The organism is Legionella birminghamensis (assembly GCF_900452515.1).
Classification (GTDB): domain Bacteria; phylum Pseudomonadota; class Gammaproteobacteria; order Legionellales; family Legionellaceae; genus Legionella_C; species Legionella_C birminghamensis.
Genome location: NZ_UGNW01000002.1, coordinates 174,070 through 188,416, shown reverse-complemented (window position 1 = coordinate 188,416; position 14,347 = coordinate 174,070). Strand labels below are relative to the sequence as shown.

The following is a 14,347-nucleotide window of genomic DNA, read 5'->3' as shown; positions in this document are numbered from 1 at the left end:
TCCTTCAAGCCCCTTGATTACAAAGGCTTATCGCGTATTAACGACAAGAAATCACGGTTTCACTTATCCACAAAATCTGTGGATAACGATGTGTATAGAATGTTAGAGCGCTGATAAGTAAAGGAAAAAAGCCACTGCCCAGACATTTTTTAATCTGTGTTGAGGCGAAGAGCACTATGATGCTCGTCTGCTTGCCAGATACTGGAGACGTTGGCATCTTTGAGGAGTTGATTGCCATGCAAATGCTCCCAGGCTGCATGGCGGCAGGCGATTTGCGATTCGACCGGCAAGGACTCAACGTCAATTCGTTCATCAGAGTCCATCACCTCAATGATATCGATACTCCCGTATCGTTTGTGCTGCCAAAGGACGTATGCTTTTGGCCAGTAATAGCGGAAATGAACGGTCACTTGTTTTCCATCCAAATGACAATCGGTTTGATGCAGAGACATGGTATTCACTCCTTAGAAAGACCACAGTAGGGTAGGGGAGTGTTTAATAAAAGACAAGACTGGAAAAATCGGCGCATTATCGTTAAGCTTCGCGCATGAAAACCGTATCGCTCTTAATTATTCTTTTATTTAGCCAGGTGTGTGATGCAGTACCGCCTACTAATTTCGCGCAAGCTAAAAAAATAGCAACGGCCGTATTTGAGTCACATCCCATCACCCTGTATTGCCAGTGCCATTACCAAAACAAGCAAATTGATTTGGCAAGCTGCCAGATGAATGCCGCCGCCGATAAAAAACGCGCCCTGCGCCTGGAATGGGAACATATGATGCCCGCCGCAAATTTTGGCCGGCAATTCGCCTGTTGGCGGGAGCCGCTTTGCCGACGTACTAACGGAACACCTTATAAAGGGCGGGCTTGTTGTGAAAAAATAGAGCCGCGGTTTCGTCAAGCGGAAGCTGAGCTTTATAATTTATGGCCGGAAGTTGGTTTGTTAAATCAGCTCCGTTCTGATTATCGCTATGCCGAGCTCCCTAATAAATCCAAAACCTACGGCTGTGAGTTTTACGTGGATAGCGCTACACGTCGGATTGAGCCTGCCGATGCGGTGAAAGGCCTTGTTGCCCGTGCAAACCTTTTTATGGCTGACCGCTATGGCATTGCATTAAGTGGCGCACAAAAACAATTATTTCTTGCCTGGCATCGTCAGTTTCCGCCAACGGCTTGGGAAAAAGAGTGGGCTAGTCAAGTGGCTGGTATTGAAGGTTATTCTAATCCCTGGATTGATGCGGCTTCTTAGACCATTAATTGATGATGGGTGTTCGTTTTTAAAGTCGGCTTATTGCCTTTTTGCGACAATTTGACAGCCCGTATGGCTTTACTATACTTAAAGTGTAGACAGAAGATCGCGAAAGCGAACTCTTTAGTCTGCATCAGAAAACCACCTCAGGGTGGTTTTTGTTTTTCTGTCACAAGCATTGGAGAAACCATGGGCTTAGGGCAGTATCGCGCCAAACGAAATTTTTCCCGTACCCGTGAACCTCCGGGCTGTGAATCTTTCACTAATCAGTTCCGCTTTGTTATCCAAAAGCATCAAGCCTCCCATCTGCATTATGACTTTCGCTTAGAGCTTCAAGGCGTTTTAAAAAGCTGGGCGGTGCCAAGGGGGCCGAGTTCTAATCCCGCTATCAAACGCACCGCTTTTCAAACAGAAGACCATCCATTGGATTACGCGGAATTTGAAGGGGAAATTCCAAAAGGGGAATATGGTGCGGGTACGGTAATACTTTGGGATAACGGCATTTGGGAGCCGCTCGATGACAATCCCATCGGCTGTTTCTATAAAGGACATTTACGATTTAGCTTACACGGTGAGAAACTCCAGGGGGATTGGGAGCTGATTCGAAGTGCCACAGAAAACACCTGGCGATTAGTGAAGATGAACGATGAGTTTAGTGACTTCAATCCCATCCCCATTGTGGACCGAATGCCTGCGAGTGTATTAAGCGGCTTAACGCTGGAGGAGTTCGCTGATAACCCACATGCGAAGCCACAATTAGTTCATCGAAGCGCAAAACAACGAATCGATGAGCGCCTGGCTCGGTTACACAATGAGGCGATGCCTGAGAAAATGTCACCTCAGCTCGCCACCCTGGCAGATATACCGCCAACAGGGGATGCCTGGCTTCATGAAATTAAATGGGATGGTTACCGGATGCTGGCCTTTAAGAAGGGCGATACGGTATATATCATGTCCCGCAATCACATCGACTGGACAATATCCTTTCAGGTGATTGCTGATAAAATTCGTCTGTTGCCATTTGAAAACCTCATTCTCGATGGCGAAATGGTCATTTTTGATGAATCCAATCGCGCGAGTTTTCAGTGCATGCAAAATGCCATTGATGCCGGTTCCCATTCACCATTTCGTTATTATTGTTATGACATGCCGTATTACCACAGTAAAAGCTTACTATCTTTGCCGCTTATTGAGCGTAAATCGCTACTAAAAGCAGTACTTCGCCAGGCACCAAGTGCTATTCGCTACAACGACCATATTATTGGCGAGGGCCGTGAGGTGTTCGCCAATGCCTGTCGTTTGGGCCTTGAAGGCATTGTGTCTAAATTAGCGGATAGCCCTTATCAGACCAAACGCAGCAAAAGCTGGCTTAAAATCAAATGCGTCAAACGCCAAGAATATGTTATCGCGGGATTTACACCGCCGCAGGGGGCCAGGCGTTATTTTGGCTCTTTATATTTAGGGGTTTTTAATGAGAAAGGGAAGTTGGAGTACAGCGGCAATGTGGGTACGGGGTTTACGGAAGCTTCGTTAAAAACAGTTTATCAGGCATTACTGCCGCTGGTTATTGAAAAAAATCCCTTCACCACCAATCCACCGGGTTGTCGCACCGCCACTTGGGTTAAACCGGAATTAGTCGCTGAGGTGGAATTTAGCGAATGGACTAAAGAAAGTAATTTAAGGCATCCGAGTTTTAAGGGGCTTCGGCGTGATAAGACCGCAAAGACGATTCACCGGGAAGAAACGCTTACGGTCTCGTTGCTTGAAAAGGTAGTACCTGAATCAGCGAAGCCATCTGAAAAATCCCGCGTTCGTCTGAGTCACCCGGAAAAACTTCTTTACCCAGAGGATGGGATTAGCAAACAGCAGCTGTATGATTACTATGAAGCGGTGGCTGAATGGATGTTGCCCTTCATTCGGGAACGTCCGCTCACCTTGTTACGTTGTCCTGGGGGTTATCAGCAGTGTTTTTATCAAAAGCATCGAACGGCTTCTTCAAGCCCTGCATTAAAACCGATTCCAATTCAAGACAAAAAAAACCGGCAATGGGAGGACTATCTTACGGTGGAGGATGAAAAAGGGCTTTTAAGTTTAGTGCAAATGGGGGTATTGGAAATTCATCCCTGGGGCAGCACCATTGCTCACCTGGAACAAGCGGATGTTATCGTCTTCGATTTAGATCCTGCCCCCGATGTGGCCTGGAAAGAGGTAGTTCTTGCGGCTCAAACCGTGCGCCATTACCTCAACACAATGCAATTGACCTCCTTTGTAAAAACCACCGGCGGCAAGGGCTTGCATGTGGTTGTCCCTATTCTGCCCGAACACGATTGGGAGGCGATTAAACGCTTTACCAAGGCGTTTGTCGAAACACTGGAAACCATCGCACCTGATCGTTATGTCAGTAACATGGCCAAGAAAAAGCGCCAAGGGAAACTCTTTATCGATTATCTGCGCAATCAATGGGACACCACCGCCATCGCCCCTTATTCTACCCGAGCCCGCCCAAAGGCGCCGGTGGCAGTGCCGCTTCATTGGGATGAATTAACCGACCAGTTTGAGGATACATTTTATACCATAGATTCATTACCAGAACGGCTTCAAGCCTTGCGAGAAAATCCCTGGCAGTTGATTTATACCCTTCGTCAATCCCTGGATTTGGATTGAAAAGAGGATCCGAACCCCGTAGCTTGTTGCGGTCTTTGCACTACTGGCTTGCTTAGTCACTTAGTGCAAAGAATGAGGCTTCCTCGGTGTCCGGTGACTAATAGAAGGTTTTCGCATTGTTCAATCAATGCCTTTAAGGCCTCTTCTGCGGAAGGAAACGTTTCTTCTGCTTTTAAGTGGCGGTCATAGTCAGTTCTATACAGCGCGTGCCCTGATTCACCGGTTATAATCTCTTCGATGCGTTCTTTTTGAATTGAAATATCCAGTGGAAATGTACCCTCGTTGGCGTCATGTTGTGCTTGCGAAAGCCAGTATACTGTATCACCAATACTTAACATCCTTGTTCGCCTTGTTTGGAAGCTGTAAACGCTTATCTTGATTGAAGTTCGATTGAATTACTGCATTCGGTAAAAATTGGAAAGTCGTTGCGTTGGATTGCTTAAAAACGCCATCGCTTGTTGCTTTAAAGCGTTCAATGCCTCTTCTTTATTTTTAAACACCTCATCCAGGCAAAAAGCGAAACGGGCGGTCACGATAGGATTTTGTTGAGACGTTTGCGGGCGAATGTCTTGGATAGTCTCTTTTACAATCGCAATCGATAAAGGGAATAAACCAAAATCTGGGGTGTGTTGTTGGCCTAACCAGTACACTGTCTCGCCGATTTGCCATTCCATAGACACTCCTTGTCTTTAAAAGGAATTTTGCGGTACAGATAATGGTGGCTTAAACGCGAAAGAAAATCCAGTGCACTGACGTTTGAAAATTGTACGGCCTCAGAAATCATTCTGGCATCGAGGTATCAGTCGAGAGGGCTTCAATGCAATCGTCCCCCTTGTACAGTGCGGAATTCACTTTAGGCGTTACGGGATGGCAGGCAAGCTCAACGGATTGGGCTGTTGGAGTAAAAGACTCACTTCCTCAGCGGAAAATGGGGTAGGGGAGAGCCATTTTGCTTGTCGGGTCTCGTCTAAAAACCAGGGCATGCGGTCATGAAGTTTCGCAACCAGCTCATTAGGAGAAGTGGTCAGTAAGCAGCAGGAAGGAATAATCAGGTCTGGCTCAGGCTCGAAGCGCTCCCAAATGGCCGCAACGGCTAAAAGAGCATTGTCTTTTTGGTGAATGTAATAGGGTTGTTTAACGGTTTTATTGTCTTGATGGTGATGCTGCCATTCAAAAAAACCATTCATCACTAAAAGACAACGCCGGTATTTAATCGCTTGTTTAAAGGCCGGTTTTTCGGCGGCTTGTTCTGCACGTGCATTAATGAGCAGCATGGATTTTTTGCCTTTCGCATACCAGGGCACAATGCCCCAGCGCATTTGAACCGCCTTTAAGCCTTCTTCCGTTCGTATAAGGCAAAGTGCAGCTTCGGTTGGTGCGACATTGCGGCTTTTAGGCAAAGGCTCCACAGTGGTGACTGCAAATTGCTGTTTTAGTTTTTCGATATCGGTGTCGACAGAAAATCGGCCGCACATGGTAATTCCTCCAAAGACTCTTTAATCCTAGTCAACGGCGTTTTCCTTGTCCATTGTCAGTATAAGCAATAGGTAAATCAGACCAGCGCGTGGTGTAACAAGGCGACATCAATTGCCGCTTCATCGACCAGGATTTTTGGAAGCCTTCAGCGGCTAAACGTAGGGTTCTTGCGCCATATTTTTGATTGATGCTATCCATTAAATGCATCAAGGTAGTCGAGTGCTGCAAATCACTTGGTTGGTTGAATAAATCGGCCTGGTAAAAGCGGTTGCTGGTTAAATCATTTAAGAGGACGCCTGATTTATGATAGAAAATACCTGGTTGATAAATTTTCTTTAAACAGTATTTCGCCCATTTGGTGATAACCCGCACATCATCGGTGGGGTTGACCAGGCGAAAGCCAATAGAGTTCGCATACTGCTTGGTATCTTCACGAAAAGGATTGGAGCGAATAAACACCGAAAGGTATTGGGTGGTTAACCCTTGTTTTCGCATCTTGGCCGATGCCGTGGCGCAGTGATGGCTAATGCCTTCTTGAATGACCTGATAGTCGGATTGCAGGCCGCCAAAGGAGCAGGAGGACATAATTGATTGCTTAGGTTCTGGCGATTCCAATTCCAAACACGATAGGCCATTCAATTCCAGCACGGTTCGCTGCATGACCACGCTAAATTTGTTGCGCATCAAATTGGCGTCAGATTCTGCTAAATCAAGTGCTGTTTGAATGCCTAGGCCATTGAGTTTTTTTGACCATTGGCGCCCAATCCCCCAAACATCCGACACTTCAAGCTGCTTGAGCCAGCGCGCCTCATGGCCCGTGATGTCAAAGACCGGGGTTTGCAGTTTTTTCTTGGCGATGAAATTAGCGGCTTTGGCCAGTGTTTTGGTTTTGCCGATTCCAATGGATGTTGGGATGTGCACGCCTTTTAGAATGGTCTTTTGTAATTTTTCGCAAAAGGAAAAGCGCATGCGTTCGGGCAAGGTGCTTAAATCCAGGAAGGCTTCATCGATGGAATAAATTTCAGTCTCCGGCCAGTGTTCTTCAATGAGGCGCATAACCCGATGGGAGATATCGCCATACAGCGTGTAGTTTGACGAAAACACGTTTACCTTGTGCTTTTTGCACAAGGCTTTGACCTCGAAAAAGGGTGCGCCCATTTTAATCCCTAAGGATTTGGACTCATTGGAGCGGGCAATGACACAGCCGTCATTGTTGCTGAGCACCACAATCGGCGTCGTGAGTAGGTCTGGCCTGAACAATCGTTCACAGCTTGCATAAAAATTGTTACAATCGATGAGTGCATACATGGCAAATCCTCAAGCAATGAGTCGTGATAGCCCTGTCCTTTTGAGTTATTCTTCTCGTGTTGAATGGGTTGGTTTGAAAAGCGTACTTAATTCAAATATACTCGTCTCTTTCATAGAATGTCAAATAATTGACAGACCACATGAGCGGAGTTGCAATGAAAGGCGGCAAACTAGAGGGGGCGGGGCGACCCAAAGGCAGTAATCAATACGGTGAATCCACTCAAGCGATGCGCATTCCCTTATCGCGTATCGAAGAGGTCAAACATTTCATTAGTGCCTCAAGTCCCTTAACGCTGCCTTTATACAGCTGTAAAGTCAAAGCAGGATTTCCATCCCCTGCGGATGATTACATTGAAGCGCATTTGAATCTAAATGAGTTTTTAATTAAACATCCCTCCTCGACTTTCTTATTAACCGCCTCCGGCGACTCCATGAAGGATGCCGGTATACATAACGGCGATTTGCTGATTGTTGACAGTAGCCTTGAGGCGACACACGGAAAAATTGTCATTGCCGCCATTGATGGAGAGCTCACTGTGAAGCGCTTATCAAGGACCGGAGGGCAAGTGCAACTTTTGCCTGAAAACCCAGCCTTTTCAGCCATCGATATTACTGAAAATCAGGATTTAGTCATTTGGGGCGTGGTTACGCATGTGATTCATCAGGCGGTATAGGCCTAATAGTTCAGAGCTCTGCATCCTTGCAGAAGGTAGCGTCCTGGTACCGCTAAAAAGTCCGTTTAAAACGTCCAATGTCTTTGCTCATCTGTCTTAAAGATAGACAAAGTGAAATAGAAAAGCAGTAGGTTATTGGCGCAGTGGAGGGCGAGAAATTTCTTAAAACACTGAGCGTATTCGGGCTTAGTGATTTACTCAGTGCCTTTTTCAAGGCGAAAGTATAGCGATGGGGTTATGGATCCCATTGCAGCCCGCCATCAATCGACTTGCTTGTAATATGCATTTTAAATCAACCCTGATATAAAGACGATTTGTGGAATTTACCGAATATAAGGGCATCATCATTATTATTTGCATTGGGTTGCCAAGCAGCTATCTGCCGAAAAGCCACCAGAGCCACCAGAGCCAGTCTCTTTCAGTGTTAGAGTTTCCACCAGAGCCAGAGTTTCCGCCAGCCCCAGAATCGCCGCCAGTGCCAGAGTTTGTTCCTTGAGTAGCATTACCCCCTCGACAAGTCGAGGGACGGTATTTATCGGGAAGTGTTCCGGCACGACAATCCCAGATCATTTCCCCTCCGGACTGTACTGTTGGAGTCAGTATGATCGTACCATTGCCAGCTAAGGGAGTGTAAGCGATTGTTATCTGACCATTTTGAATATTAATGGAAGAAACAGAAGGAGTAGCCGCTGGAGGTGAATAGCCTGCTGCGTTATTATCAGCCGGAAGCACCCCATTTTTAACTTGAGTGGTTTCCGATACGGTCTGTTTTGCAGCACTGGCTAAACTCAAACCTTCCGTCACGCGTGCTCTTATCGTGTAATCTTGATAAGCTGGAATTGCAATGGTTGCTAGAATTCCGATGACTACGACAACAATTAATAATTCGATAATTATGAATCCTAATGCTTTCATAGCATGGCAGCCTTTAAATTCCCATTATTTAGTATAGCTTCTATATTAGACTTAAATCCACTTTTCCAAGGCCGACTGTGACCGACAATGTTCATCGGATTCCAGGCTGAAAATGCCGCAAGAGATGAGGCAATTAGCTCGGACCTGCGTAATTAAGGTCAGTTTTATTTTTTTGTCAATGTTAAAACAATTAATAAGGGATTAAAGCTAGGGCGCATTCATTACAACTTCAAACACTGAAAGTGACTCATGGGATTACTCTCGCTAAAACTTAAAGACAAGCGTGAAAATATAAAAAATGCTCAAAAGAAAGTACTTAAGCTGTACACTCTCCATTTATAAAATATAGGCAAACTGAGTTCCGGTATTTGCTTAACCTGTGTGGTGGTTGTCGCTGAATAATCTGCTGTAAATTTTCACTGATGCCAGTTCCACAAATACCAGAGGCTATTCTGTTATCAATTAGGATACCCTATGGTCCCATCCATTATTTTGGGATTGTTTATACTTAGTAATTAAATCCTTCAACGTATCTTCTAAAGTCCATTGGTGCTGAAAAGACGTCAGTGCGAATAAGGTATTGAGGTTAGGGCAGCGTTGCTCAATATCCACATAGTCGACCCCATAAGCCTCATCATAAGGGATGTGAACAATTTCAGAGTTACTTTTTGAGTAACTTTTTGTTAATTCCGCCAGATTATTGATAGAGATTTCTCTATTATTTCCAATATTGATACTCTTACCAATACTCTCAGGGGTATTGATAACTAAATCAAGAGCCGCTACCACATCCCTTACGTCACAAAAAGAACGGGTCTGATGGCCATCCCCAAAAACAGTGAGTGGTTCATTCTCACAGGCTTGTCTTATAAAACGGGGGACAACCATCCCATATTGCCCTGTCTGCCGAGGGCCAATCGTATTAAATATTCGGGGTAAAATGACCGGTATATTTTTCTGATAAAAATGGGCATACCCGATTACTTCCTCAGAGAGTTTACTGATGGAATAAGTCATATGGGAGTTTGTAAGCGGTTTTAAGTTTAGGGAGCTACTTTCGCATAAACCTTTAGAATCTCCATACACAGCGGATGAGGAAACAATCACCGTAATAGGCTTTTTTTGAGCGTTAGCGATGGCCTGTAGCAAATGGTTGCAAGCAATAATATTATTATTGATTACAGCGATGGGATCATGTAGGACTTTAAACATTCCAACCGATGCGGCTAGATGGAAAATAACATCTGCCCAGCTCACTGTATCTTGCAAGTTTGGCCAAGTCAATAAATCGGCTTCCTCAAATGTAAATGACTGATGCTGTTGAAATTCACTGATATTTTCAATTTTTCCAGTGTCCAAATTATCAATGCACACCACTTTATGCCCTTTTTCAAGATAATATTGGGCAAGATGAGAGCCAATAAAACCGCAGCCACCAGTGATTAATATGTTCATTTAGTAATCCTTTTGGTTAAATTATCCCGCTTATGCCAATAGTGCTCTGGATTACAGGCAATTAAGCTGTTGCGCTCGAACTTGATTTTTTCCGCTTTTCTTCGCTTCATACAAGGTTTTATCGGCTACTGAAATGATTTGCTCCACGTTTTCCTCTGGGCAAGAAGGTGACACACTCACAATACCGATACTTAGTGTAGTTGCATTCGAAACTTCAGATTGAACCTTATTTTGTAATTTCCTGCATAATAAAATAGCCTCTTCCAATGAAGTGTTCGTAAGAATTGTCGCAAACTCGTCACCGCCAATTCGAAAAGAAGTATCATTTGCTCTTTGAGCAGATTTTTTGATGGCTGAAGCTAAATGCTTCAAAAACAAATCACCTGAAGGGTGCCCAAAGTTATCGTTAAGTCGTTTGAAGTCATCGACATCGATTAACACCAAGTTAATGGGGTGATGGTTTCGTTTGGCTCGAGCAAACTCTTCACTTAATCGTTGGTCAAAATATCGACGATTATAAAGACCCGTGAGTGAATCGGTGATGGACAACCGTTTGATTTCAATGAGTGCCTTCTCTTTTTCTTGGGTTAAGCGAATGGTGCTTTGTAAAATTCTAGACTGGGATTTTGCTGTAATGAGTAACATGAGAACAAATAAAGAGAACATCGTCGCTAAAATACTGTGATTAAATTCTCCTAACCAATAGTTGTAAACGATGAGAGGTAAAAACATCGGTAATAAATACGCACAGTAGGCGGGAAGGTAAACGGATAATGATGCGAGCGCGCCTGCAGCCATTCCCCCGAGAACCAAGGTAATGATATTTTGATTCACTTTTAAAAAGTAAGGATAAAATAATAGATAAGAGCTACCCCATAATGCACCCATTAGGAATGTCAAGGCAATAAATAGGTGTAATGTCTGTTTTTTCTTTTTAATATAACGCTTTGATTTAATGCAATACTTACTATACAGCAAGCGTGCTATGCTTAAAAAGATGACAGCAAGTAACCAAGTCATCACCCAATAAAGTGGTGCTTGTCGGTAGAGTAGATAGAAGGATATCAATACCGATAATAAGCCGTTGAAAGGAATTGACCTAAGGGAGCTTTCCAGTAATAACAAAAAGCACTCGTCTTGTAGTTGAGAGCGGTTTGGTTTCATGTTCTCTGCAATAACCTTTTTAATTAATGTTACCGATAGATTATTTTCTATTAGCGTTAACTCCCATTATCAATTATAGCCTGTATACCACGTCGTTTCTTCGGCGGTGTTCTGGGTAAAGCATGGACGAACAGAGCCATTCACATCATTGTTCTTGTTCCAAAGGTTGACTCAAACAAGCTATCACATGATGTTGTAATAAAAATACACAAGTCGTTGCTGCCCATTGCAAAACTATATTGTTGTGATAGGTCTTTGTTAAACCGGGGGCAGAATTTTTTTTTAAGCTCTCAAAAAGTGCATGAAGCTCAGTGTAGTGACTGAGGGAATCACTAAATAAACACTCCTCAACATGGAAAAAATCTCTATACGCTTGATTATTTAAAATCATAGTCCCTTCTGTATCACAGAGAAAGGCAGGATATGGGTATTCTTCAATGAAGTGCAAGCTCATAGTTGCTCTGGGGTAAGAGACTAAAGAATAAATAGTACTAATAAAACGAATGTTATACTAGATACACTCAATCGAATGATAGTATGGACCTCGTACTCGTTTGAATTCACGGCCTACAAGAAGCTGGCCTGTATTTAGCTGCTAATGTTCCCCCGGTGCAGGTCCAAGTCAAATCACCATTTGCATTTAAAGTAGGCGTTAATAGGATGGTACCGCCTCCGGCAGCTGCTGTATAAGTAATTGTTATCACTCCGGTATTGGCTGCAATGGTGATAGAAGAGACGTTTGCCGTAGCGGCCGGTGAGACATAACCAGTAGCGGCTTGAGAGGTGGGAAGTGCATTTCTAGCGATGGTGGTTTCGGCGACCGCCGCTTTTGCAGAGGAAGCTAAACTTAATCCCTCTGTCACTCGAGCGCGAATCGTATAGTCTTGATAAGCAGGGATTGCAATCGCTGCTAAAATGCCTACGATAGCCACAACAATCATTAACTCAATCAGTGTAAATCCCTTATGTTTTTTCATCTTATTATCCAAATCCTGTGACACTTCCGAAGTAACCATTAAACTGATAAACTGATAAACCAGAACCACCACGTGGTGGTTCTGTGCGATTGTCGTTTTGGAACTTTTGCAACTCCCAATATAAGAATAGTACATTTGAGGAACAAAAGTTATACTTTACAGTGAATATAGTTTTCAAAAGCACGCTAGTTTATTTTAACCTCTTCGTTGTTAATTTATACAGTATGTGGAAATGGAGCTTTCGTAAGTGTCTGTTTAAATAGCTCTGTTGTGTATTGGATAATAAATGAGTCCACCCTTCCTTTATGACAGTACCAACATAAATTAATGGTCTCGTTAAAACCTGCTAATTTAAGTTTTACTAATTCCGGATCACAATAATGCAATGGCAATACACTCCAGCACAATCCTGCCTTTACTAATTTGCCTAATGCTTCGAATGAGTAAAGCTCATGCTCAATCATCAGAGGTAATTCAAGTCTGGTAAATATTCGATCCAGCCGGTCGCGTACTGAAAAACCTGACGGCGAATGTACACAAGGGTATCTGGATAAATCATCCCAGCTAATTTCTTTCCTGCTTGCCAGAGGATGTCTGGGCGACACCACAATAAATAATTCCTCTGAGGAAAGTACAGTGCATTGAATAGAGGAATCTACAATTAAATCTTCAGTCGCCAACGCAAGATCTAAAATTCCATTGAGCAAGGAATCCACTAATTCCTTTTTTGGCAGCTGTCTGATATGAAATTGGGGGTAGGCAGCTTGGTCGTTGGATATAAGCTCTATAAATGCGGGAATGAAATCGAGTGCTGGATAAAGAGTAGTTCCCAGCGATACGGATAGTTTGGATAACTGATTTCCTCTTAAATCAGAGTAAGTATTATTCAAAATATTGATTAATTGTCGAGCATAAGGAACAAGTAGTTTAGCTTTAATTGTAGGTAAAACCATATTAGAGCGATTTTCAAATAGTTTTACCCTTAACTCTTTTTCCAGATTAAAAATGCGTTTACTAATAGCAGATTGAGTAACAAAAAGTTTCTTCGCTGCAATTGAATAGGAGCGATATTCATACACCAGCAAAAAGGATTTAAGTTCATTACTATTCATTTAACCCTGCTTCAATCCACTCACGGCTATAGAAAATGTAGTGGTCTAATATGCCTGGACACTTTTATAGGTTAAAATATAACCAATAGGAGTGAAGTATTGAATCAAAGAAAGAGACCGTATTTTAGTTTAGAATTCAAACAGGATGCTGTTCAATTGGTGCTATCAAAAGGCTATAGCATTCCAGAGGCAGCTACAAGTTTAGGTGTTTCGATTAGTGCCCTAAGGAAATGGGTTAGTATGGAAAAAGGGGCTGAAAAGAAAGGGGCTAGTACCTCAGGCTCTCAGCTGAGCTTAAACGAACGCGAAGAGTTGTTACGCCTCAGAAAGAAAATAACAAGCTCAGGATGGAGAGAGAAATCTTAAAAAAGGCCGCGCTTTCTTTGCTCAGGAACAGAAATAAAATATCAATTTATCAAAGAGCAAGAGAAAGCCTACTCGATTAAACTGTTATGTAAAATGATGCAGGTTAGCCGAAGTGCTTATTATCGCTGGTGTTCTAAGGTCCACCATCCCAAACCACAAGACACAATGCTTGAATGTATGGACTTTGGAGGGCTGGATGTATATTGCAATCGTTATGGACCTGTATTCACGCCAAATCATCGGTTGGGCAGTCGATGATCATATGCGCACATCTTTGTGCTCCAAAGCTCTGCGGATGGCGTTTTGGCGCAAAAAACCCTCTCCAGGATTACTGCACCACTCAGATCGCGGCAGTCAATATGCGAGTTATGAGTACCGAGAGCTATTGAAATTAATGAAAATGCAGCAGAGTATGAGTCGCAAAGGCAATTGTTGGGATAACTCCCCTACAGAGCGTTTTTTTCGCAGCATCAAATATGAATCCTTGAATTACCATCGATTCGCTACTAAAGCCTGTGCCAAGCTTGCCGTGATTGACTATCTTGCCTTTTATAATGGTAGACGGCTTCATTCAACTTTAGGCTATAAAACACCGTTAGCGTTTGAACAGGAGTTTTATCAGAGAATCGCTTGAAACTGCTCAATCAGGAGCGCTGGACTGCGCGGGATTGAGGAGTCGACAAACCGCGGAAGTGGTGCGTCAGCAGGGAGGAATTTTGTTTAGTAAGTTGTTTAAATAAGTGTCCGAATTTACTTGACCATTACAGTACATGACTTTTATTTAAGAGCTGCGCCTATATGGGTATTTGATTTTAAAAATGATAATCACGTAATGCCCTTAAGTTTAGGTGCGGGTAAAGTAATTAATCAGGAAAAACCGTATACAATTTATTTGTAGAACCTCAATTTTCTGTGTCCACTAAAGGCATTGCTCAACCTACCACACAAGTATATGCTGGCCTAAATCTACAATTCTATACCTAAATG

Annotated in this window: 15 protein-coding genes and 1 pseudogene; 5 read left to right on the top strand and 11 right to left on the bottom strand. The window is 43.3% G+C overall.

The window, feature by feature from the left end; all coding sequences use genetic code 11:
* Positions 1 to 149 precede the first annotated feature (149 nt).
* A complete protein-coding gene (locus DYH42_RS16350; RefSeq protein WP_058508232.1) occupies positions 150 to 452 on the bottom strand; it encodes a hypothetical protein in 303 nt (100 codons plus the stop codon).
* A gap of 95 nt (positions 453 to 547) precedes the next feature.
* On the opposite strand from DYH42_RS16350, the gene DYH42_RS16345 reads away from it, so the two are divergent.
* Together DYH42_RS16345 and ligD are read left to right on the top strand one after the other, a co-directional pair.
* Positions 548 to 1,249: an endonuclease gene (locus DYH42_RS16345; RefSeq protein ID WP_058508231.1), complete on the top strand. Its 702-nt coding sequence runs from the start codon at positions 548 to 550 to the stop codon at positions 1,247 to 1,249.
* 189 nt (positions 1,250 to 1,438) lie between these two features.
* Entirely contained in the window at positions 1,439 to 3,913 is a 2,475-nt protein-coding gene (gene ligD / locus DYH42_RS16340) for a DNA ligase D (RefSeq protein WP_115317202.1), read from the top strand.
* A 56-nt stretch (positions 3,914 to 3,969) separates the two neighbouring features.
* Here the strand turns inward: ligD and DYH42_RS16335 are convergent, their stop codons facing one another.
* The 4 genes from DYH42_RS16335 to DYH42_RS16320 form a co-directional block, all read right to left on the bottom strand.
* Positions 3,970 to 4,251: a hypothetical protein gene (locus DYH42_RS16335; RefSeq protein ID WP_058524221.1), complete on the bottom strand. Its 282-nt coding sequence runs from the start codon at positions 4,249 to 4,251 to the stop codon at positions 3,970 to 3,972.
* A gap of 57 nt (positions 4,252 to 4,308) precedes the next feature.
* Complete coding sequence (locus tag DYH42_RS16330; RefSeq protein WP_058524220.1) at positions 4,309 to 4,587, bottom strand: hypothetical protein; 279 nt, start codon at positions 4,585 to 4,587, stop codon at positions 4,309 to 4,311.
* 186 nt (positions 4,588 to 4,773) lie between these two features.
* Positions 4,774 to 5,388, bottom strand: a complete 615-nt coding sequence (locus DYH42_RS16325) for an SOS response-associated peptidase (protein WP_058524219.1) — start codon at positions 5,386 to 5,388, stop codon at positions 4,774 to 4,776.
* A 31-nt stretch (positions 5,389 to 5,419) separates the two neighbouring features.
* Entirely contained in the window at positions 5,420 to 6,697 is a 1,278-nt protein-coding gene (locus tag DYH42_RS16320; RefSeq protein ID WP_058524218.1) for a Y-family DNA polymerase, read from the bottom strand.
* A 140-nt stretch (positions 6,698 to 6,837) separates the two neighbouring features.
* Here DYH42_RS16320 and DYH42_RS16315 point away from each other — a divergent pair, with 140 nt between their 5' ends.
* The gene (locus tag DYH42_RS16315; RefSeq protein WP_058524217.1) at positions 6,838 to 7,371 is read left to right on the top strand and encodes a LexA family protein; all 534 of its coding nucleotides are present in this window, start codon (positions 6,838 to 6,840) and stop codon (positions 7,369 to 7,371) included.
* Between the two features lie 510 nt (positions 7,372 to 7,881).
* Here DYH42_RS16315 and DYH42_RS16310 read toward each other — a convergent pair.
* The 6 genes and pseudogenes from DYH42_RS16310 to DYH42_RS16285 form a co-directional block, all read right to left on the bottom strand.
* Positions 7,882 to 8,286 (bottom strand): annotated as a pseudogene (locus DYH42_RS16310) (pilin); the annotation flags it as partial.
* Positions 8,287 to 8,748: 462 nt separating this feature from the next.
* On the bottom strand, positions 8,749 to 9,741 hold the full coding sequence (locus DYH42_RS16305; protein WP_058524216.1) for an NAD-dependent epimerase/dehydratase family protein: 993 nt from the start codon (positions 9,739 to 9,741) through the stop codon (positions 8,749 to 8,751).
* 51 nt (positions 9,742 to 9,792) lie between these two features.
* Positions 9,793 to 10,905: a GGDEF domain-containing protein gene (locus tag DYH42_RS16300; protein ID WP_065232836.1), complete on the bottom strand. Its 1,113-nt coding sequence runs from the start codon at positions 10,903 to 10,905 to the stop codon at positions 9,793 to 9,795.
* A 145-nt stretch (positions 10,906 to 11,050) separates the two neighbouring features.
* Complete coding sequence (locus DYH42_RS16295) at positions 11,051 to 11,359, bottom strand: hypothetical protein (protein WP_103989374.1); 309 nt, start codon at positions 11,357 to 11,359, stop codon at positions 11,051 to 11,053.
* A 106-nt stretch (positions 11,360 to 11,465) separates the two neighbouring features.
* On the bottom strand, positions 11,466 to 11,882 hold the full coding sequence (locus DYH42_RS16290; RefSeq protein WP_058524236.1) for a pilin: 417 nt from the start codon (positions 11,880 to 11,882) through the stop codon (positions 11,466 to 11,468).
* Positions 11,883 to 12,097: 215 nt separating this feature from the next.
* On the bottom strand, positions 12,098 to 12,994 hold the full coding sequence (locus DYH42_RS16285) for a LysR family transcriptional regulator (protein WP_058524214.1): 897 nt from the start codon (positions 12,992 to 12,994) through the stop codon (positions 12,098 to 12,100).
* Positions 12,995 to 13,093: 99 nt separating this feature from the next.
* Between DYH42_RS16285 and DYH42_RS16280 the strand changes: the two genes are divergently transcribed.
* A complete protein-coding gene (locus DYH42_RS16280) occupies positions 13,094 to 13,360 on the top strand; it encodes a transposase (RefSeq protein WP_160037293.1) in 267 nt (88 codons plus the stop codon).
* Between the two features lie 112 nt (positions 13,361 to 13,472).
* Positions 13,473 to 13,994: an IS3 family transposase gene (locus DYH42_RS16275; RefSeq protein WP_272946879.1), complete on the top strand. Its 522-nt coding sequence runs from the start codon at positions 13,473 to 13,475 to the stop codon at positions 13,992 to 13,994.
* Positions 13,995 to 14,347: the final 353 nt, after the last annotated feature.